This window comes from Paenibacillus sp. JQZ6Y-1, assembly GCF_040719145.1.
Lineage (GTDB): Bacteria > Bacillota > Bacilli > Paenibacillales > Paenibacillaceae > Saccharibacillus > Saccharibacillus kandeliae.
On sequence record NZ_JBFDUZ010000001.1, the window covers coordinates 1935410 to 1954962 of the forward strand.

General features: G+C 46.0%; 17 protein-coding genes. 1 reads left to right on the forward strand and 16 read right to left on the reverse strand.

Annotation, left to right across the window (positions count from 1 at the left end; translation table 11 throughout):
- Nucleotides 1-322 precede the first annotated feature (322 nt).
- The 14 genes from ABXR35_RS08355 to ABXR35_RS08420 form a co-directional block, all read right to left on the reverse strand.
- Nucleotides 323-1462, reverse strand: coding sequence for an AI-2E family transporter (locus ABXR35_RS08355; RefSeq protein WP_367058098.1), 1140 nt, complete (start codon nucleotides 1460-1462; stop codon nucleotides 323-325).
- 217 nt (nucleotides 1463-1679) lie between these two features.
- Nucleotides 1680-2558 (reverse strand): fumarylacetoacetate hydrolase family protein, encoded by an 879-nt coding sequence (locus ABXR35_RS08360; RefSeq protein ID WP_367061280.1) that lies wholly within the window; start codon nucleotides 2556-2558, stop codon nucleotides 1680-1682.
- A 120-nt stretch (nucleotides 2559-2678) separates the two neighbouring features.
- Entirely contained in the window at nucleotides 2679-2990 is a 312-nt protein-coding gene (locus ABXR35_RS08365) for an L-rhamnose mutarotase (protein WP_367058101.1), read from the reverse strand.
- A gap of 135 nt (nucleotides 2991-3125) precedes the next feature.
- On the reverse strand, nucleotides 3126-4001 hold the full coding sequence (locus tag ABXR35_RS08370) for an MBL fold metallo-hydrolase (protein ID WP_367058104.1): 876 nt from the start codon (nucleotides 3999-4001) through the stop codon (nucleotides 3126-3128).
- A 331-nt stretch (nucleotides 4002-4332) separates the two neighbouring features.
- Nucleotides 4333-5037 (reverse strand): bacillithiol biosynthesis deacetylase BshB2, encoded by a 705-nt coding sequence (bshB2, locus tag ABXR35_RS08375; RefSeq protein WP_367058107.1) that lies wholly within the window; start codon nucleotides 5035-5037, stop codon nucleotides 4333-4335.
- Nucleotides 5037-5384 (reverse strand): YojF family protein, encoded by a 348-nt coding sequence (locus tag ABXR35_RS08380; RefSeq protein WP_367061282.1) that lies wholly within the window; start codon nucleotides 5382-5384, stop codon nucleotides 5037-5039. The genes bshB2 and ABXR35_RS08380 overlap by 1 nt, the downstream gene beginning before the upstream one ends.
- A 322-nt stretch (nucleotides 5385-5706) precedes the next feature.
- A complete protein-coding gene (locus ABXR35_RS08385; protein WP_367061285.1) occupies nucleotides 5707-6819 on the reverse strand; it encodes a rhamnogalacturonan acetylesterase in 1113 nt (370 codons plus the stop codon).
- Between the two features lie 575 nt (nucleotides 6820-7394).
- Nucleotides 7395-7823: a universal stress protein gene (locus ABXR35_RS08390; RefSeq protein WP_367058110.1), complete on the reverse strand. Its 429-nt coding sequence runs from the start codon at nucleotides 7821-7823 to the stop codon at nucleotides 7395-7397.
- A 19-nt stretch (nucleotides 7824-7842) separates the two neighbouring features.
- On the reverse strand, nucleotides 7843-8934 hold the full coding sequence (locus ABXR35_RS08395; RefSeq protein ID WP_367058113.1) for a YhgE/Pip domain-containing protein: 1092 nt from the start codon (nucleotides 8932-8934) through the stop codon (nucleotides 7843-7845).
- A 99-nt stretch (nucleotides 8935-9033) separates the two neighbouring features.
- Nucleotides 9034-9465 carry a MarR family winged helix-turn-helix transcriptional regulator gene (locus ABXR35_RS08400; RefSeq protein WP_367058116.1) on the reverse strand — a complete coding sequence of 144 codons (432 nt, stop codon included), beginning with the start codon at nucleotides 9463-9465 and terminating at the stop codon, nucleotides 9034-9036.
- A 104-nt stretch (nucleotides 9466-9569) separates the two neighbouring features.
- Complete coding sequence (locus tag ABXR35_RS08405) at nucleotides 9570-9821, reverse strand: YolD-like family protein (RefSeq protein ID WP_367058119.1); 252 nt, start codon at nucleotides 9819-9821, stop codon at nucleotides 9570-9572.
- A gap of 286 nt (nucleotides 9822-10107) precedes the next feature.
- Nucleotides 10108-10536 carry a universal stress protein gene (locus ABXR35_RS08410; protein ID WP_367058122.1) on the reverse strand — a complete coding sequence of 143 codons (429 nt, stop codon included), beginning with the start codon at nucleotides 10534-10536 and terminating at the stop codon, nucleotides 10108-10110.
- A gap of 257 nt (nucleotides 10537-10793) precedes the next feature.
- Nucleotides 10794-12752 carry a glycoside hydrolase family 127 protein gene (locus tag ABXR35_RS08415; RefSeq protein WP_367058125.1) on the reverse strand — a complete coding sequence of 653 codons (1959 nt, stop codon included), beginning with the start codon at nucleotides 12750-12752 and terminating at the stop codon, nucleotides 10794-10796.
- Nucleotides 12753-13136: 384 nt separating this feature from the next.
- On the reverse strand, nucleotides 13137-14798 hold the full coding sequence (locus ABXR35_RS08420; protein WP_367058127.1) for a formate--tetrahydrofolate ligase: 1662 nt from the start codon (nucleotides 14796-14798) through the stop codon (nucleotides 13137-13139).
- Nucleotides 14799-15163: 365 nt separating this feature from the next.
- Between ABXR35_RS08420 and ABXR35_RS08425 the strand changes: the two genes are divergently transcribed.
- Nucleotides 15164-16819 carry a putative bifunctional diguanylate cyclase/phosphodiesterase gene (locus tag ABXR35_RS08425; RefSeq protein ID WP_367058129.1) on the forward strand — a complete coding sequence of 552 codons (1656 nt, stop codon included), beginning with the start codon at nucleotides 15164-15166 and terminating at the stop codon, nucleotides 16817-16819.
- Between the two features lie 212 nt (nucleotides 16820-17031).
- Here the strand turns inward: ABXR35_RS08425 and ABXR35_RS08430 are convergent, their stop codons facing one another.
- Together ABXR35_RS08430 and ABXR35_RS08435 are read right to left on the reverse strand one after the other, a co-directional pair.
- Nucleotides 17032-18030, reverse strand: coding sequence for a GH12 family glycosyl hydrolase domain-containing protein (locus tag ABXR35_RS08430; protein WP_367058131.1), 999 nt, complete (start codon nucleotides 18028-18030; stop codon nucleotides 17032-17034).
- A gap of 530 nt (nucleotides 18031-18560) precedes the next feature.
- Nucleotides 18561-19475 (reverse strand): ABC transporter permease, encoded by a 915-nt coding sequence (locus tag ABXR35_RS08435; RefSeq protein ID WP_367058134.1) that lies wholly within the window; start codon nucleotides 19473-19475, stop codon nucleotides 18561-18563.
- Nucleotides 19476-19553 lie beyond the last annotated feature (78 nt).

Sequence of the window (19553 nt, forward strand, 5' to 3'; positions counted from 1 at the left end):
TATGAATTTACCGAAAACGTGAATAAAGTTTACACAACAATGGATTTTGATCAAATAAACTTTACTTCTATTTCTTGTCTTCTATTTCTTGTCTTCCAATCAAACAATAAAAAAACACGTCCCGCTACAGGACGTGTTTGCTTATGGATAAATAGATATTCAACGACAAGTAGGTATTCCATGTAGCATTGCCTATCGTTAATAATGCTAATTGTCTACAGACCCATTTACCATTTGTTGTTGTTTAGTGCTCGTTGTATTCAAGCAACGATTTAGCCTATACTATCTCATCTTCTACTGTAGAGTTTGATCGCACATTCGATCACTCCGGCAGTTTGTCCGATGACGTATGATGGCTGCTATCAGGATGTGCGTCTTTTCTGCCCTCACTTGTATCTTGTATAGGATCAGGCGGTACAGATACCGGCGGCTCCTTGCGCTTGTTGCCGCGATTGACCCCAATCAGATCAAGGAAGAACACGAACAGCGGAATACCGATAATCAAGCCCCACGGTCCGATAAAGTGCTCAGAGAAGATCAGAATCACAAAGGTATAAAAGACCGGCAAATTCGTTTTGCTGGACATAAGCTTCGGATTGAGCAGATAAGCTTCAATCGCATGAATGACCAGAATCAGAATAAACAGGTACAGCACATATTTGATACCACCAACACTCAGCGCAGTCAATCCGAGCGGAATAAGCGAGATGAATACGCCTGCCACTGGCACCAGACCGAGTACAAATACAATCACAGCAAGCCCCAATAGATTCGGGAAGCCCATAATCCAAAGTGCGCTGATCGTCAGAATCGTATTGATAAATGAAATCAACAGCTGTGCTTCGATAACTTTACCAAACGTATTCAAGAACATACTTCCAAAATAGCCGACCTCACGGAAAAACCAGCTCAGCTTACTATCTTGGAACGAAGCTGTAAAACGTGCGATATGCGAACGATCCAATAGGAAAAACAAACTAAGCAAAATCGCGATAAATAGCTGCGAACCAATCTGGCTGATTTTTAGCAATACGGTAAAGCCCGGACCAATAAATTGTCCAATATGCTCCAGCATCTGCTCAATATTGAGCGTCCGCAGCAATTCCACCACATAATGATTCCATTTGCTGTCCTGTGGGTTGGTATATACACCCTGAATCAGCCCGTACACCTGAGCGACCTGCATACTGATGGTCGGCACCATTCGATAAATCCCCCAGCCGATTACACCTAGCAGCACGACATACACAAGTGGTATAACAAAAAACGGCGATACACTCGGTATGACCTTCTGAAAGATCTTCATCACACCATTGTACAGACTGCCGATCAGAATCGTCAGCAGCAATGTCATCAGGATGATATTCATCATACTCGACATTGAATAGATGATCAGAATCAGAATTGCCAAGACGATAATCCGCCTGATTCCCTCATGGTTAATCCATTCCCTAAACTTCATCCACAGACCCCTTCTCTATTTCAGTCCACTATCTCCATCATAACGTGTTTAACGTTGGCTGTCACCGCATTCCTGCATAGTACACAGCTGAAGAATGGGAAAAGGGGGCATCGTTCTTGTGCTCCCCTGTTTATTTCACAGTATCTACTATGCCTTATGAGGCTGGCAAACCGAGCCTACCCTTTTGCACACTTGGTCCCCACAATCTAGTTATACCTTATACAAATGTATTGGTCAGTTGACCAAGCTTTTCAATCTCAATTGTCACGGTATCGCCAGCGGTCAGCCAGTGCTGCTGCTCCGGCGGTTGTCCGAGGATCACCCCTTCTGGTGTACCGGTCAAGATCAGATCACCCGGCTGCAAGGTCATATGACGGGACAGATAGTGAATAATCTCGTCACAGTGGAAGATCATATCCGATGTGTTAGATTGCTGCACAACTCCCCCATTACGACGTGCTGCAATAGTAAGATGATTCGGATCGCCAACTTCATCTGCTGTGACTAGATAAGGACCAATTGGTGCAAAGCGCTCACAGGTTTTGCCCAGTAGCCACTGGCTCGTACGCATCTGTAGATCGCGCGCGGATACATCGTTGGCAGCACAATAGCCGAACACATAATCCAGCGCATCCTCGCGACTGACATTACGTACTTCCCGCCCGATCACGATACACAACTCCGCTTCATAATCGACCTGCGTGCTGGCTTCTGGAATAGGCACATCATCGCCATGTGCGGCAACAGTATCAGAAAATTTACTGAATACAACCGGCGTTTCCGGCTCCGGCATATTCGTCTCCGCAGCATGCTTGCGGTAATTGAGACCGATGCAGATGACTTTGCCCGGCTGTGGTATACAAGGTAAAAAGCGCAGCATAGATTCGTCCAGTAGCTCCGTTTCCAGCTCGGACCCATGAGTATCCAGTATTTTCTGAATATCGGTATGTAGGTTGGATGCGCTTAGCAGTTCTTCCATACGTTGCGGCAATGGCTGATGGCTGTAACGGGCAAGACTAGGCAGTGACAGAATACCCTTTTCCAGTCGGATGCCAATCTCAGCTTGTCCATTCCATTCATAATGTACATATTTCATCACAAATACACCTCCAACATCTATGATGACATGTTGGAGGTGCGGATACAACTTTTTGCATCACAGTACAGCAATTTCTTGCTGCTTGCTGCTTGCTGCTTGCTGCTTGCTGCTTGCTGCTCAAGAATGATAGTGAAACACTTCAGGAATGTCACTCGATGTGCTGCCATGCTCACCAACAATGAGTAGATCAGCCATATATTCCTGCCAACGCTGATTGGCGGGATGCTTTGCTAGCGTATCCATCGCCTTGCGATAATCCTCAACTTCCATATAAGCAAACAACGTTCCTTCATGCAAAAAGATGCTGTACGTTGAGATTCCTACTTCACCGAATGCCTGTAATAACTCCGGGTATACCGCTTCATGGCGCTTGATGTACTCGTCCCGATCCTCTGGGCGAATATTCAGTACAAATGATACTCGTTCCATCCAGCCTACACTCCCTTTGATTGATATGCACCGCTTACTCACTAAATTGTAAGCGTTATCTCAGTCAAAATCAAAGGTGATTTATATTTGTTTATTTTTGCTTATTTCTATTCATATTCATTTCACAGTTGGTCTTTACTTCTCATCCAAGCCTGGTGGTGTATCGGTAGGATGATCGACATATTTGCCGTGCGACGGTCTTGCCCATTCGTCAAAATGCTCTGCCAATCCTATTAAGGATGCCGACAGCTCCGGTCCTATGATCGGCTGTCCATGACCAGTCAATGCGCTCTCCGGCTCGAGTGAAGCCAGACGCTGTACCGATTCGCGTGCCGCATCCCAATCCGTCGTTGCATAACGCGGCGGTCCGCATAGCTCTCTTTTCTGAATCAAGCTGTCCCATAGCTTGTCCTGATCAACCGTAATAAAAGCATCTCCTGCCAGCAGCATCTTATCCCGCTCGCGGAACAACGAGATATGTCCCGGTGCATGACCCGGCGTATGAATCCAGCGCCATTCCGGCAAGCCCGGCACACTGTTATCAACAGGCAAATTGTGAATATACGGTCGCAGATCAATCGGCTTATTCGGGAATACAGCTGACAATTTGGAGTTTAGCCCACCTTCTACACCCGGATCGTAGCTTGGATAACGTGATTCTCCGGTCAAAAATGGCATTTCCAGCGCATGTGCATACACCGGCACATCCCATTTTTCTGCCAGCTCTACTACTGAACCAGCATGGTCAAAGTGTCCATGTGTTAGGATGATCGCCTTTGGTCTTGCTCCTGTACCAAAACGCTCATTTGCCACCTTGATGATCTTGGATGCCGATTGCGGCAATCCGGTATCTACTAGCACCCAATCGCGCAGATTGTCCTGCTTACCAACAAACGCCACATTAACAAATTGTAGCGTCAACCCGTACACATCCTCGCGCAGCTCTACCTCATCACCACTACCAACCGTCGTCATTGGAATTTTCACATGTTTCAGCGGATTCTCAGCCATCGAAATTTCCTCCTTTGGAGTTGAATTACTTATGGTATTATTACCCAACTGTAGAACGCGCATTCACTACACGCCAATAGCTGTGCACTTCACCACGGTTACCGTTCTCAAACCATGCAAAAAACGGCTGTACCCATAAAGAGCACAACCGTTTAGCAATAGTTATAAAGTGGTGAGCATATTTCTGTTTTACCTATCATTTACCACTTATAGGCGATACGATATGTTGCTTTGCAAGCATGACTTCTTATGGAATCTCATACTTGAACAATGCAAACATAGTTTTGAATATCGAATATATGGTCTTAATCCGTATTCTTCGATACCCTAATTATGCGTTTGGATAATTGGTGTAGGTCCAAAAGCGTTCGCGGCTAAAGCGTTCACGCAGTTCACGATCCATCTTTTTGCTTTTGCCCAGTTCGCCCGGAGATGGGAATTGGGAACGGTGCGCATGGATGGAATTTAGCTTGGTTTGCACAAAGTCGCTCACATCGTTTTCCACATCTGGGAAGCCGATCTCATCTGTGCAATTTCGTGAGAAAGCCATTGTGTACAGCGGTGGACGCTCTGCTTCTGGCAGACGGCTCATCGCACGCACCACAGCCGCTCCGGTGGCATCATGATCGGGATGCACGCTGTAGCCGGGATAAAAGGTAAATACCGCCGCTGGCTTCACTTCATGGATCAAATCCAGAATCGAACCGTCCAGTACCGTACGGTCTTCAAATTCAATCGTTTTATCGTGAAAGCCCATCATGCGCAAATCTTGAATACCGATCGCTTCAACAGACTTTTGCAATTCATCGCGACGAATATTCGGCAATTCTACACGATTGGTAAATGGCGGTGTACCCATATTGCGACCCATTTGACCGAGTGTGAGGCAGGCATAGGTTACTTCGCCGCCACCTTGAATATGTTTGGCAAGCGTGCCGGACAGACTGAAGCTTTCGTCATCTGGGTGCGGAAGCACAACAAGCACGCGTGAATTGGCAGGGATATTCAACTTCATATCTTTCATCTCCTCACTCATTAGAACGGCTCCTTGCTTAGTTGTAATGCTACAACCAACTTGCCTTGTGCATCATGACCGGCAAGCAGCAGGCGCTCCTGTTCGCTATCTTCGTAATGAGTCAGTCCTTCCGAATAGACCCAACCCTGTTCCATCTTCAAGCCAACACGGAAAAATGGTGATTTTTCGGAAATGGAGCCTGTGCTGTAACGAATCTGCGCATTGCTGATAAATGTCGCGGACGGGTGCTTGCTGCTGTCCAGATGGGAGGCATAGGCACCAGTCGTCATTTCGAGGTGAATATACAAATCCTGATCCTGAAGCTCGTTCAAACGACGCTGGATCAATACCGGATCGATTAGCTGCATTGTCATCTTTATCTTCCTCCATATCCTCGCAAAAATGCTTATTATATTATACTACATTATTTTTCGTATGTATAAGTGTTGTTTGAAACGGCAGTAAAAGAGGATAGTAGAACGCCTATTTGGCGCGATGTTCTACTATCCTCGAAACGACTTCCAAAAAATGTTTACGTTAACATTCAACTGTATTTTGTCGATCAATTGGTTTCATTCATGTTCATGTTCATGTTCATGTTCATGTTCATGTTCATGTTCATGTTCATGTTCATGTTCACAATGATGATACAGTATGGTTCCCGATCACAGTGATATAAATCATACACATTTATTGATACAATCCTTGTCGCTTTAACTCCTCCACTACAAGTCGAGCAAGTTGGGCAGCTCCGGCACGGTTGGGATGCAGCGTATCGCCTTCCATGTACAATGCCAGTGTAGCAGTAGCTCCAATCGAGGTAAAATAAGCGGAACTAAGTACATTCAGATCAACCAGTGGCACATTCTCCTCAGAAGCGAGTGCAACAGTGGCTGCGCGATACCATCTGCCTTCGGCGTTATGTACGCCTGCGCTGTTAAAGTCAGTCGCGCGTCCCTGTGGTGTCGATAATACAACTGTCGCGCCTTTTGCCTTCACCTGTCTAATCATATCGCGCATAATATCTTTGAATTGTGCTTCGGTTGTGTTGTTTTTGGCATTGGTATCATTGATACCCAGCTGCACGATAAACATATCACCCGGCTTGATATATTTCACAATCGCTTCCAGTTGCCCGTCATCACGGAAGCCACGGGCAATCTGACCACCAGATGCCATGTTACGAACAAGAAAGCTAGTCGGATTAATATACTGTGCAAGCATCTGTCCCCAGCCACCCTGCACGCTGGAATCAAGCGGGTAATAGTTGGCAACCGTAGAATCACCGCCTACATAGATCGTTGGACGAGTTACCGCAATGGTAGACAGCTGCTGAATCTCAAGTGAGCTAAGTGTGAATGCCGCGCCTGTCTTGCCCTCTGTAACTAGCAAATTTAACTGCCCATCGGTCACCGGAATCTGGAATTGATCCACCGCATTGTTGCCAGTCATATTGATAATCTGGTATACACCCTCTGCTGCTACGCTAGATCGAGTTGTATTGCCGAGTGTTACTTTTACATTGTATAAACCATTAGGAAGATCGACATTAAAGGTATTATTGCTTTTTGTGCCAAATGTAACAAATTGTACAGCATCGCTGTTTACCCCACTACCAGAGGAAGATACATTGCGCATATTGGCAGGCGTATTGAAGCCGTAACCTTTTGCTGCTGTATACGCATCCTCGGCGCGTACGCCTGTATACCCTGCCTGCACCGCTCCACCGCCAAAATCGAATGTGTAGGTCAATGCGGCAGAGGCTTTCTCTGCGGGTGCTACTGTGTATAGGGCTGATAGCATAGCTGCACTCATCGCCATCATGGTCGCCTTTTTCCAAAGACTACGCTTCTTCTTAGGGGACATAGAATGACGCTGTCTGTGGGCAATAAAGCGTGATACCAGCGTACCCGATTCATGCAGATGATCTCGTACTCCTGCATCTGCCACTGCTTTTGCCTGTCGATGTGGCAGCACCTGTGGTATCTGTTCTGCCTGTAATATCGTACGTTCTACTTGCGGAGTCAGCCTGCCATCTGTGTACCGACGTTCTTCATTTGCATAATGTACCATCAAATCCCTCCTATTAATGTAAGCGTATTCATATTGCATGTTATACATTCGACTGCTAGGTACTGCCATCCTTTCTCCGTATAGGCAATGAATTATTAAAATCGGGAAATCTTAAGCATAAAATTATGGATAATCGTAATGATCATCGATATATTGTCATCTCTCGATAATCCCAGCAAGCAACTGCTGCATCCATATGAAAAACCTCCCAATCAGAATGCACATGGCAATTCAGATTAGGAGGTTTGGTATCATTCAACCGTAGTATGATGATTCGATGATAATATGCTCATTCAACCTTCATGCTATTTGACAATCGTTACCGCACATGGAGCGTGCTGAGCGACATAATGACTCACGCTACCCAGCATCCATTCCTGCAACGTGCCTAAACCGCGACTACCGATGATGATTAGATCGGCATGGACATCCGCAGCATAGCGCACAATCTCCTTGCCTGCATGCCCCTGTAATACTGTCACACGCGAAGGATGAGCAGAAGAAGTCAATGCTTTCAATCGATCCTTCACGTCCTGCTCCTCTTCGGCAAAATAAGCATCCAGCTCATGCGTCGGAATGGCGAGTTGCTGTTCCAGCAGTTGTGATTGTGTTGGGTCGACATATACAACGTCCAATGTCGCTTGCAGACCATCCGCTAATTGCACCGCCTGCTCCAATGCACGCTCTGCATTCTGTGAACCATCGTACGGGACAACGATATATTGAAATGCCATTTTTTCTGCCTCTTTTCTATCAATGATTGGCTGCTGGTTGGTTCAATGGGCTGGTTGCCGGTTTGACCAGCGCCGTACGCAGCACGGTAATGCCCCATGTAATGAGTGCAATCAACAGCAGGTGAGCAACAAAACTGTCAATTGGTGCTCCGTTATAAATCAATCGTAGATACCCCTGAATGGCATTCGGTGCAGGCAGGAACGAACCGATATGACGATAAAATGGTGTCAGCATCGCGGACGGAATAATATTGCCTGCTGTCATCAATTGCAGCGGTATTAACGCTACATTGAACAGTGGAGCCGCATTGCCAAACAAAGCAAATGCCATTTGAGTTACACCAATGCTGGCAGCATACACTAAGATATGGAAGCCCCACATTTGCCAGAAGGAAGCAGCGGTATCAGCGAATAATAGCGCTACACTCGTTACGATTAGCGAACCAATGATCGCGATGCCAAGCAACAATAGCTGTCTCCCCCAGAAAATCTCCCATTTGCTGCGCGTACGCTTGAGCATCATCGACGCTAGATTCAACTGAATATTCATCGTCATCACACCGATGTACGTAACGAATCCGAGAATCATCGGGAGCATCGATACAGCAAAATTGCTAATATCATGCGTTTTAACCACATTGGTCGTTACGATCTGTTCCTGTATATCGCCAAATGCTTCTTTGCCGACTGCTGCGGAGATAGCTGGTGCAGAGCCTTCGACAATAGACTTGGCAATATCAGAATTTGCCTGATTGACATAGTAGGACAGCTGCGCTTGCTGCTTGCTACTTCCCTGTTCACTGAAGCCTGCGGGAATCTCAATGACCATTGTCAGCTCGCCCTGATCCATTTGCTGCTGTGCCTGTTCTAACGAGCTATACAATGTCGATTGATACGGCAGTTGAGCCATCATACTACTGGCAATACTGGCGCCGTTGGTGCTGTCTTCGTTGACAATACCTACCTTGAGCTGGGATACACGTTCGGTTGCTCCGTTATAGCCGGTCATCCATACAATCGTGAATAACAGCGGTACGAATATTGCAAATACCATTCCGATCTTCGTCTGTACGATGTTTAAAAAGTCCTTCAATGTGTGTACTGCATTCATTTTGTTTCTCCACTCCATATCTTAAAATGGTTTGTAAATACATGGCTAGCCAATAAAAGGTTGTGCATCTATTATTGCAAAAAAATTTGCCGACCGTATTCAGTCGGACAAACTTTCATAAATATGATGAATGGCATCCCGTAATTGATGCTCATCAGTATCGTGCAATCGATCATATATATCACGATCCAATTGCTTCATAATCGGCATTACCTCTTGCAGCAGCTTGGTGCCGTCGGCAGTCAGATGCAAAATAACAGCACGACGATCTGCCGGATCGACATGACGGGAAATCAACTGCTTATTTTCCAACCGTTCCAGTGTTTTACCGATGCTGGTCTGGTCGCGCTCATGAATACTGGCAAGCTTTTTCTGGGAAATGGCATCGTATTTGCTGAGTTGGTGCATAATGCCAAATTGCTCCGGCGTAATATCGAATGCGCTTAATAGCTGTGAAGCTTTCTTTTTGTACACAAGATAGGTACGCGATAACAGCAGTCCAAGCGACTGATCATGCGCATCCAGAGGCATGATGATTCCTCCCTAACAAAAATACTAGCATAGCCGATAATCGACTATGCTAGTATATGCTGTATATTTTAAATTTGTCAAAACTTTTTTCTCGGTATTTCATCTTAATCACGCGGATAGTTAATATCCATAATGTCCATAAAAGGGACCTTATACAGATCTTCTACGCTCTGAACATGCACTCTACCTGTACGGGAATCCATTTTTACAATTTCGCCACGTACTGTTTCTTCCCAGCCCCAGACAGTCAGAACAATAACGGACTTCTCACGAAATGCTTCAGTCAGTTGATTGCCCAGCTCTTCTAGAACAAATTCATCGCGTGTTGGACGCTTGGCCACTTTTGCTTTAGCCAAAGTAAAACCCTCCCTAAATATATGCTGACCTTTATTTTATCGTGAAAAAGGGAACGTTTCAATAGTTTACACAAAAAAATAAGAACATAAGTTCCTGAAATAGTTCCTATCACTGGATATGAACTGGAAATAAGTAGATTCCATTCCCATCTTACTTGATCAATTTAGCATATAAAAAAGCCGCCTCCTAGGAGACGACTTAGCACTATCATGTATGTTGTTGTAAGGTGTAACCTCGGCTAAGCAGCGTACCTTCTCTGTTGCTTATTGCCACCGTGATATGCTCTTACTTTACGATCATGACAGGAGCCTGCGCGCGCTGGGTCACATAGCGACTGACACTGCCCTTCATGAATTCGTTCATCGTATTCAGTCCCCGACTGCCCATAATGATCAGATCAGGCTTCGCCTGCATCGCATATTCTACAATGCCCTTCGCGGCACTACCATAAATAATGACCGTTCTCGCATCTGGAATACGGGTAATCATTTCGCGTAGATTTTGACGTACGGTATCTTCCTTGTGATCAAAATAAGCCTCCAGCTCGCTTGAGGTCATGATCAGTGGCTGACGAATTTCCTCTACCGTTGCCGAATCGACATACAGAATTTCCAGCTCCGCCTGCATACTTTCTGCGAGTGCAGCTGCACGCTCCAATGCACGCTGGGAATGAAGCGAACCATCATACGGGACAAGCACATGCGAGATAGCCATCGTTACTTCCTCCTTTTGAATATAGGTTGGATTCACAAACGACACACACGGTCATGAAACTTGTATTACAGAGAGCCTGCACTCTATCAGACAGAAAAGTCGCCAGTGTAGACTTGATGTTCTTACTTCTAAAATATACCATTTTTATCATAATTGCAAGCGTTTTCAGTTCAAGCAGATATACTCTCGTCTACCTATGTTAAATGGCAAAAGAAAGCAGCTGTTTATGTCTTCATATATTCATGCACGTCCCATACTCAAGCGCGACGCAACCAGACTGCCATCTCGCCCTCGCCGCGATTGCCCCAAAGGAAGTATGGCACGGCAGTAAAGGATTGTTCTGTTGTTGTTATTTCATGAGTTCGATACAGATTGCCATTCCAATCCTGCTCTTGTTCACGCCATGCGCTACCTTCAATCACAACACAACCGCCCAGCAACTGTTCATCATAGTGAGCGTGCAACGGTTTATCCGTTTCAAGCAGCAACGAAGCCAATTGATCGCCGTTATCCGCCTGCTCCAGACAGTATACAAGCGGTCCGCGCTGTAATGCCACTTTACCAGCATTGGCACGCAGCTTTGGATTGGCATAGATGGTCTGTACGTCCATTTCCAGCTTCCATTCCACCACATCGTCTACCGACCATTCACGTGTCATATACACATAGCCATCGCGCAGGTGGTCGGCATATGCTACTTGTTCTCCATTAATCTGCAAAGAAGCCCGACTACACCAGCCCGGTAAACGCAATGCCAGCGTAAAACTGCGCTTACTCTCCAATGCAAAGGTAAATCTGCTTGCCCCATCCCACGGATATCCGGTTTGCTGTATGATCTTCACCGCGCCCTCTGTGAGTGGCAATGTTGCTTCTCCCCCAACATACAGATGCGTATAGATCGTATCATCGCTGCTACTGTAGAGATAACTGCCGAGCGACGTGATCAGCCGCGCCACATTCGGCGGGCAGCAGGAGCAGCCGAACCATTTTTGCCGTACAGGCTTCACATGATGCTTGCCCGGATTATGATGGCAAGCCTGTGGCCATACTTCAAGAGGATTCACATAAAAGTAGTGCTTGCCATCCTGCGACATCCCGCCCGTTACTGTATTGTACAGCGCACGTTCCAGCACATCAGCATATTCGCCCTTTGGCTCAATTTGCAGCATCCGATGGGCGAAGAATACCATCCCTACTGCCGCACAAGTTTCTGAATACACCGTATCGTTCGGCAGATCATAATCAAAGGTAAATGCTTCTCCATGATGCGTAGATCCAATACCGCCAGTGATGTACATCTGACGGGTCACAATATTGTTCCATAACGTTTTGCAGGCATCATACAATGTGGCATCTCCATTCAAGCCTGCTAGATCCGCCATGGCACTATACATGTACACGGCGCGCACCGCATGACCGACCGCTACCTTCTGCTCCCGTACAGGCAGATGTGCCTGATTATATGCCAGATCTATACGATCCGTTTTGCCAACAAAGAAATTGACCTTGCCACGCTTCTCCCACTCGTCATGCAGAAAGTTCGGCTCCTGCCCACGCTCGTCGATAAAGAACTGGCTTAACTTCAAATAACGTTCTTCACCCGTCAACCGATACAGCTTCACCAGTGCCAATTCGATCTCCTGATGACCATCGTATCCGCGCAGCTTACCCGGCTCTGGTCCAAATACGGAATCAATATAATCGACAAATTTACAAACGACATCCAGCAGCTGACGCTTGCCTGTCGCTTCATAATACGAGACAGCCGCTTCGATCATATGCCCCGCGGTGTACAGCTCATGACAATCCGCCAGATTGGTCCAGCGCTTGTCCGGTTCCTTGATGGTAAAATACGTATTCAAATATCCGTCTTCGCCCTGCGCTTCAGCTACTAGCTGGATCACATCATCCGTGATCTGTTCCAAATCAGGATCGGGATGTGTCATCAAAGAGTACCCTACGGCTTCGATCCACTTGGCGACATCCGTATCCTGAAACACGAAGCCGTGAAATTCGCCTTCCGTACGACCAGCGGCAATCTCAAAATTTTTGATCGCATGGCTTGGCTCCGCATCTGGAATCCGGTCATGTAGCGCATCATATTGATAAGGAATGACTACCTCGCGCACAAGTTGATTATAATGAGACCAGAATGAATCATGAATTTGAACATCCTTCGGACTTACCGTTTGCAGCAGTTCCTTCGCTTTTTGCATCCTCATTCTCCTTTGGATTGGTCATGGTTAGATACGATGTACTTCATATGAGCAGCATGACGCAGACACGTCATCATACAGAGCAGGACGTTTTTAGATAACGCTTTCAATTGTTTCTACCTATGTTGATTGTGGATGATGAACAACGAATCTAACAACGCATAATGCCCTCTTTTTCCTTACGATTGTAATGTGCAAATATGCTGTTATGTAGGTCCTCCTTGCCTCTATAGGTTTACATTATTCTTAATTAATATCATAATCATTAACGTTAAACAAGGGCATAGACCACGAATGGTCCATGCCCTTGCTAATGTTGTAGGATTCGTTCACCATATGTGGGATTTGTGTACCTTGAACACGTCACCCCTACATCATTCACCTTTAAAATAAGCCGTCGATCCATCCATCATCCGATATTGTCATGCGTTCAGCAGCAGGTACTTTCGGTAGTCCTGGCATCGTCATCGTATTGCCAGTTTCTATCACGACAAAGCCTGCTCCAGCTGATAGAGATACACGTGATACATGAATCGTAAAGCCTTCTGGCGCGCCTAGCAGAGACGGCTGATCACTGAACGAATACGGCGTCTTCGCCATGCAAACTGGCAATGATCCGAAGCCTTGCTGCTCTAGCTCGCTTAATCTTTTCTGGGCAGCTGGAGCATAGATCACATCCTTACCACCATAAATACGCGTCACAATGGTTTGGATTTTCTCCTGCAACGATAGGGATGCCTCATATAATGGAGCAAATGTCTGCTCATTTCGATCTTCCAATACATGCAGCAGACGTTCCGCCAGCTCTTTGCCGCCACTGCTTCCTTCTGCCCATACTTGTGAAACAGCACAAGATACACCGAGACGCGTACATTCTTCCATGATTAGCTGCAACTCCTGCGGCGTATCTCCGGCAAAATGATTAATCGCTACAATGACTGGCACACCAAATGTACGCAGATTGTGCAGATGACGACGCATATTGCGCAATCCACTGCGTAATGCCCTATGCTTCGCTTCTTCATCTGTTACATTTTGCTCTAATGAATCGTCATTATTCTGATTGGCTTGACCGTTATATGTTAGCGCTTTGACTGTGACGACGAGTACAGTTGCAGCTGGGGACAGATTGGCTTGACGACATTTAATGTCAAAAAATTTTTCCGCCCCCAGCTCTGCTCCAAACCCTGCTTCTGTTACGACAATATCGCCGAGCTTGAGTGCAGTTTTGGTGCCGATCACGCTGCTGCATCCATGCGCAATATTCGCGAACGGACCGCCATGAATGATGACTGGTGTGCCTTCCAGCGTCTGCACCAGATTCGGCTTGAGCGCTTCCTTGAGCAGCACCGCCATCGGCTCTACCGCGCGCAGGTCGGCAGCAGTCACAGGTTGCTTGTCGTATGTATAGCCGATAATGATGCGACTTAATCGATGTTTCAGATCATGCAGATCCTCACTCAGGCAGAGAATCGCCATCACCTCTGATGCAGAGGTAATCACGTAGCCGCTTTCTCTGGTCTCCCCATTACCAGCACCCAATCCAGTCACAATACTACGCAAGCTGCGATCATTCATATCAACAGCTCGTTTCCAAGTGATTGTTTTCGGATGAATGTGTAGCGCATTGCCATGATACAGATGATTGTCGATCATCGCCGCCAGCAGATTATGCGCCGATGAGATCGCATGAATATCACCAGTAAAATGAAGATTGATCTCATCTGCTGGTACAATCTGCGCTTTGCCGCTTCCGGTCGCTCCGCCCTTCATACCAAAGCATGGTCCCAGCGACGGCTCACGCAATGCCGCTACTGTCTTCGTACCGAGTGCATTTAGCGCCTGAGACAAGCCAATCGTTGTTAATGTCTTACCTTCGCCTGCGGGTGTCGGATTGATCGCTGTTACGAGCACCAGCTTGCCGTCAGGACGAGATGACAATCGCTGGCGCAGCTCTGGCTCTAGCTTGGCTTTGTATTTGCCATACAGCTGTAGCTCGTCTTCCTGTATGCCCGTGTCCAGCGCAATATCGATAATGGGTTTCATACGATGTAGTTCCTCCTATCCAAGATGCTCCTATGCAAAGCTGATTTCTCTGGTATTATCCAGCATCGTTCAACGGTTTGCAACAGAGCGGCGATGAGTTTGCGCTTTTTGTCACAACTATGATTTGGGACCTGCCATTTGTCAAAACACATGATACAATCAGATTATTCCGCACAAATAAGCATGATCGCGTTCTACATATAGGAATCCAGATCTGATTTTCTACTGTTTTATTTTATTTGTTGGACATGTACAAATTGTGCTAAGAATATATGTACTTTTGACCGAACTATACTATATAGTGAGGATAATTTGAAAAACGAGAACAATACTTTGCAAAAGCATAGTATAGGGAGTGGAATCGTATGTGTAATGACAGGAATGAAGTACCTCCGCTTCTTGCTCTGGCTCTGGATGCAATCGAAGATTTTGTATACATTATGCGTGTGCAGGATAAGCAATTTTACTACAGCTATGTGAATCATTCGGCTGCATTATTTAGCGGTGTTAGAAAAGAAGATATGGGCAAGAACTTTTTTGAGTGTTATGCAAATGAGCCGGATATGGCGCATTATCTCCATAACAAATATATGCGAGCACTGGATTCCGGGGAAAGCATGCGCTTTGAGGACGGAAATTTGCTTCCCAACGGTAATTTGAGCGGCGAAAGCATTATCTCGCCATTGCGCAATGAAGATGGAGACATCACCCATCTAATCTGTATGACTCGGGATTATACCGAACGCAGCAAGCATGAGGAAAAACTGAAATTTTACGCATACTACGATGAATTAACGCATCTGTTCAACCGCCGCTTTTTATATGAGTATGCGATTGAGCATGGCACGTTATTTTTGCTGAATATTGATAACTTCAAAAGCATCAACGACATGATGGGTCATGAGAATGGCGACGCGCTGCTGATTCAGATGGCTGGACGCATCAAGCAACTGTTTACTGATGGCGAAATCATCTGTCGCTTGGGTGGTGACGAGTTCCTTGTGGTATGTAAAGATTTATCGCGCATCCCACAAGAGACGGCGCAAAAAATGCTCGATACGCTGAGCACTCCATTTACGCTCAAGGATCGTGAATTGAAGATTACCGCTAGCATCGGGATCGCTCCTTTTACGCAGCATATGAATGCCCAGACGGCGCTGCGTCATGCCGATATTGCGCTTCATTACGCTAAAAGTCAGGGTCGCAGTCGGTATCATATTTTTGATACCGCATTACGGTATGAGCAGATTGTTCGCTTTCATCATGAGATGGCGCTGAACAGTTGTCTGGAAAAAGAAGAACTGCAACTTCTTTACCAGCCTATTTATAGCATGGAGCATCATCGAGTAATTACAATCGAAGCATTACTACGCTGGCACAAGGATCATAAGCAACTCGTCTCGCCTGCGGAATTTATTCCTGTTGCTGAGGATACTGGATTGATTTTGCCGATTGGCGATTGGGTGATTCGTCAGGTATGTAGGGATCTACCGATTTTGCAAAGTAAATATGGCAATGGTATTCGCATAGCAGTCAATATTTCTCGCATCCAGCTGGATGATCCCGACTTTATTTATCGGGTCAATCGCATTCTGGAGGAAGAACAGGTAGCCGCATGTTATATTGACCTTGAAATTACCGAAAGTGTGGCAACAAGCAATGCGGTCGAGGAGCATTCGCTATTGTCTCGTCTGCGCGAGCAAGGATATACGATCTCGCTGGATGACTTTGGTACAGGTTATTCCTCACTAAGTATGCTTACCCGATTGCCGATCGATAAAATCAAGATCGACCGCTCTTTTGTTACACAGATGAATCCACCTGTGCTCAAAGCGTTGATTACGATGGCGGAAGCACTCAATCTGAAGGTCGTTGCTGAAGGCATTGAAGATCAGGAGCAATGGGATCGTCTGGTTGAGCTAGGCTATCGCGAATTCCAAGGCTATTGGCTCAGCTATCCAATGCCAGTGAACAATTTGCCGGATCTGGATCATTTGATGCCTATTTCGCCAGCAGAGTAACATCCATCCTACCGATCGTTGAATGGCAATGGAATATCCTGTCGTTTGATCATCATGTACGTGGCGATACACTGGATAGACAATGAAAAAGCAGCCTTCTCGTTATCGAGAATGGCTGCTTTTTTGATGCTTGTACGATAGGACATTCTACTCTACATACACTTGATCATGTACCTATTTGTATCATTCGTAATGTTCAATCGTCGTTTCTTTTATTGAACACCGATATTCCATTCATTCACGGTCAATGTACCGTTACCGCTCATAACATCAGTACCGAATTTCACACCGCTCACATAGTTGCCCGTGGTTGTCAGTTCATTGCGATCTAACAGATTTTTCACAAAATCAGTCAGATTCAGTGAAATGCTTTCGGTGTTGGCTGTACGCACATAGGTGTACGTTACATTATCATTGGAATTCGCAGGTGTGATGGTATTGTCGGTATTGCTTGTTGTGCGATATACATTCCATGTCGAGCCGCCGATGCTAACGGTATCCAACCACTGCCCCCATGCGCCAGATTCATTTTGCATAGGATCTGTACTACTCATTGTTCCGGTAAACACATTATCCGCTACACTGGTTTCTGTACGATTGGACATATCACTAGAATCCATTGTACCGCTAGTGTCATCATTGCCCGCATTTGCAGAGGTAGATGTAATGACTTTGATCGTAGCTGTTGGCATGGTGTCCATACCCGCCCATTGTGTATTGTGAATATATACAGTATAGCCTGTTGCATAGTCACCTGTTACGTCAGAGGTGGTATACGCAACGGAGGTATCGATGTTTTTCATTTGCGCACCACTGTTGGATGGGCGATTGCGTGCATTATCGCGGAAAATATCTACCGGAATATTGCCAGCACCTTCATATCCATTCGTCCAGTTCCATCCGAATGAAATAGCTGGCGAGGATTGAATACCGGTTGCATCCGATGGATATGCCCATTTATAGCCAAAGGAAGTTGCATTGTCATAGAAAATCGATTGATCACTGGTCATGCCTTCTGCTTCTGTAGTCATAGAGCTTGTACTACCGGTCCATCCGGTATTACTCAAATAACTGCCGCTGTTCAGGGAGAAGCTGCCGTTTGCCATAGTATTATCGTCAGCAAATGCTGCACCCGGAAGTAACAGCGAAGCCGTCAATGTCATAGTTGCCAATGCGCAGATCGGTTTTCTCAGACTGGATTTCTTTTTCATGATTAGTCCCTCCAATGATGTGGTCAATTTGTTGTTAAGAGAGATCGATATACATGATTATACGTAAAGTGGATATTCGCCAAAATCGAGCGCTATCGAATCATCCTTTGAAAAAACTGATACATAAAAAGGCACAGTACATCCAATTGGGATATGCCATTTTACAATCAAGCTGTTGTGTACGGCGACCTGTAGGGTATCCGTCCAACCTCAGCAATTACGTGAGTTATACCGAAGCAGGCGGTATGTAGTTCCACATACTTACGCTTCATGTCCAACTTCATGATTGTATATCGATGTTCCCAGATATTATTTACCCAGCCTTTTGCATCGAATAACCTGTTTTGCAAAAATGTTTGAGAATTTGCTAATATTTGTAATCATTTCTACGTAAAAATACCTAGAAACATAGCAAAACAGACCATTTCTATGGTCTGTTGCCTACTCCCTATTTCTCAGGTTACATAGCAAGATCATACGATACGCTCACTACAATAGACGTATACATATCCTTTTCTATTCTGTGTATATTAACTTGATCTTGGGTCTAGCCGATCACGCAGTTCATCCCCGATCAGATTGACCGCCAGAACAAAGCCCGTAATCGCTAATCCGGGGAATGTACAAATCCACCATGCGACAGTCAGATAGCCGCGTCCCTGCGATAATAGCGCTCCCCAATCTGGGATTTCGCTGACTGTACCGAGACCGAGAAAGCTCAGCCCTGCACCAGTCAAAATCGAACTGCCTAACCCAATGGTTGCCATGACGAGCACAGGCGATACCGCATTGGGCAAAATATGACGGCGTACAATATGCCAGTGGGATGCGCCTAGGGTGCGTGAAGATTCAATATATCCCCGTGTGAGCAAGCCGACTATTTGTCCACGCATGACCCTTGCATAGCTTGGAATAGAAGCAACTGCAATCGCCAATATAATATTGGGCAAGCCCGGACCGAGCGCTGCCGCAATCGCAAGTGCCAGCAGCACACCCGGAATTGTCATCAGAATATCCATTATGCGCATAATGATCGTATCCGTCCAGCCACCAACATAGCCTGCTAACGCACCAAGTGCACCACCTGCCAATACACCAGCAATAACGGAACTAAAACCGATTAGCAGAGAATCTCGTGTGCCGTAAATGACCAAACTTAGCATATCACGACCAAAATAGTCCGTGCCTAGCCAATTCGCTGCTCCGGGCGGCTGCAAGATTCGATCCGCCATCATAGCGGTCGGCGCATACGGGGCAATCCATTGCGGCACTAGTGCAAATACAACTAGCATCGCCACCAGTGCCGCCGCAAAGCCCGCCAGTATTAGGCTCATACGTTGCTGCCTTTTTTGTCGTTTCCAGCCTATGCCTTCCCCTTGTATCGCTTCTACCTTGCCAGTACGATTTCGTCCGTTTAGCGCTGCTGTCCAGAATAGAACCTTCATTTGTACACCTCCCGCTCTGTGACTCCTTGTCTTCTGCATATTTTATATTGAACTGTATGCTAAACAATCTGCTTGGAT

Coding starts and splice junctions, on each gene's coding strand:
- ABXR35_RS08355 (WP_367058098.1), bottom strand. CDS start 1,462: ATGAAGTTTAGGGAATGGATTAACCATGAGGGAATCAGGCGGATTATC.
- ABXR35_RS08360 (WP_367061280.1), bottom strand. CDS start 2,558: ATGAAATATGTACATTATGAATGGAATGGACAAGCTGAGATTGGCATC.
- ABXR35_RS08365 (WP_367058101.1), bottom strand. CDS start 2,990: ATGGAACGAGTATCATTTGTACTGAATATTCGCCCAGAGGATCGGGAC.
- ABXR35_RS08370 (WP_367058104.1), bottom strand. CDS start 4,001: ATGGCTGAGAATCCGCTGAAACATGTGAAAATTCCAATGACGACGGTT.
- bshB2 (WP_367058107.1), bottom strand. CDS start 5,037: ATGAGTGAGGAGATGAAAGATATGAAGTTGAATATCCCTGCCAATTCA.
- ABXR35_RS08380 (WP_367061282.1), bottom strand. CDS start 5,384: ATGCAGCTAATCGATCCGGTATTGATCCAGCGTCGTTTGAACGAGCTT.
- ABXR35_RS08385 (WP_367061285.1), bottom strand. CDS start 6,819: ATGCTATCAGCCCTATACACAGTAGCACCCGCAGAGAAAGCCTCTGCC.
- ABXR35_RS08390 (WP_367058110.1), bottom strand. CDS start 7,823: ATGGCATTTCAATATATCGTTGTCCCGTACGATGGTTCACAGAATGCA.
- ABXR35_RS08395 (WP_367058113.1), bottom strand. CDS start 8,934: ATGAATGCAGTACACACATTGAAGGACTTTTTAAACATCGTACAGACG.
- ABXR35_RS08400 (WP_367058116.1), bottom strand. CDS start 9,465: ATGCCTCTGGATGCGCATGATCAGTCGCTTGGACTGCTGTTATCGCGT.
- ABXR35_RS08410 (WP_367058122.1), bottom strand. CDS start 10,536: ATGGCTATCTCGCATGTGCTTGTCCCGTATGATGGTTCGCTTCATTCC.
- ABXR35_RS08415 (WP_367058125.1), bottom strand. CDS start 12,752: ATGCAAAAAGCGAAGGAACTGCTGCAAACGGTAAGTCCGAAGGATGTT.
- ABXR35_RS08420 (WP_367058127.1), bottom strand. CDS start 14,798: ATGAAACCCATTATCGATATTGCGCTGGACACGGGCATACAGGAAGAC.
- ABXR35_RS08425 (WP_367058129.1), top strand. CDS start 15,164: ATGTGTAATGACAGGAATGAAGTACCTCCGCTTCTTGCTCTGGCTCTG.
- ABXR35_RS08430 (WP_367058131.1), bottom strand. CDS start 18,030: ATGAAAAAGAAATCCAGTCTGAGAAAACCGATCTGCGCATTGGCAACT.
- ABXR35_RS08435 (WP_367058134.1), bottom strand. CDS start 19,475: ATGAAGGTTCTATTCTGGACAGCAGCGCTAAACGGACGAAATCGTACT.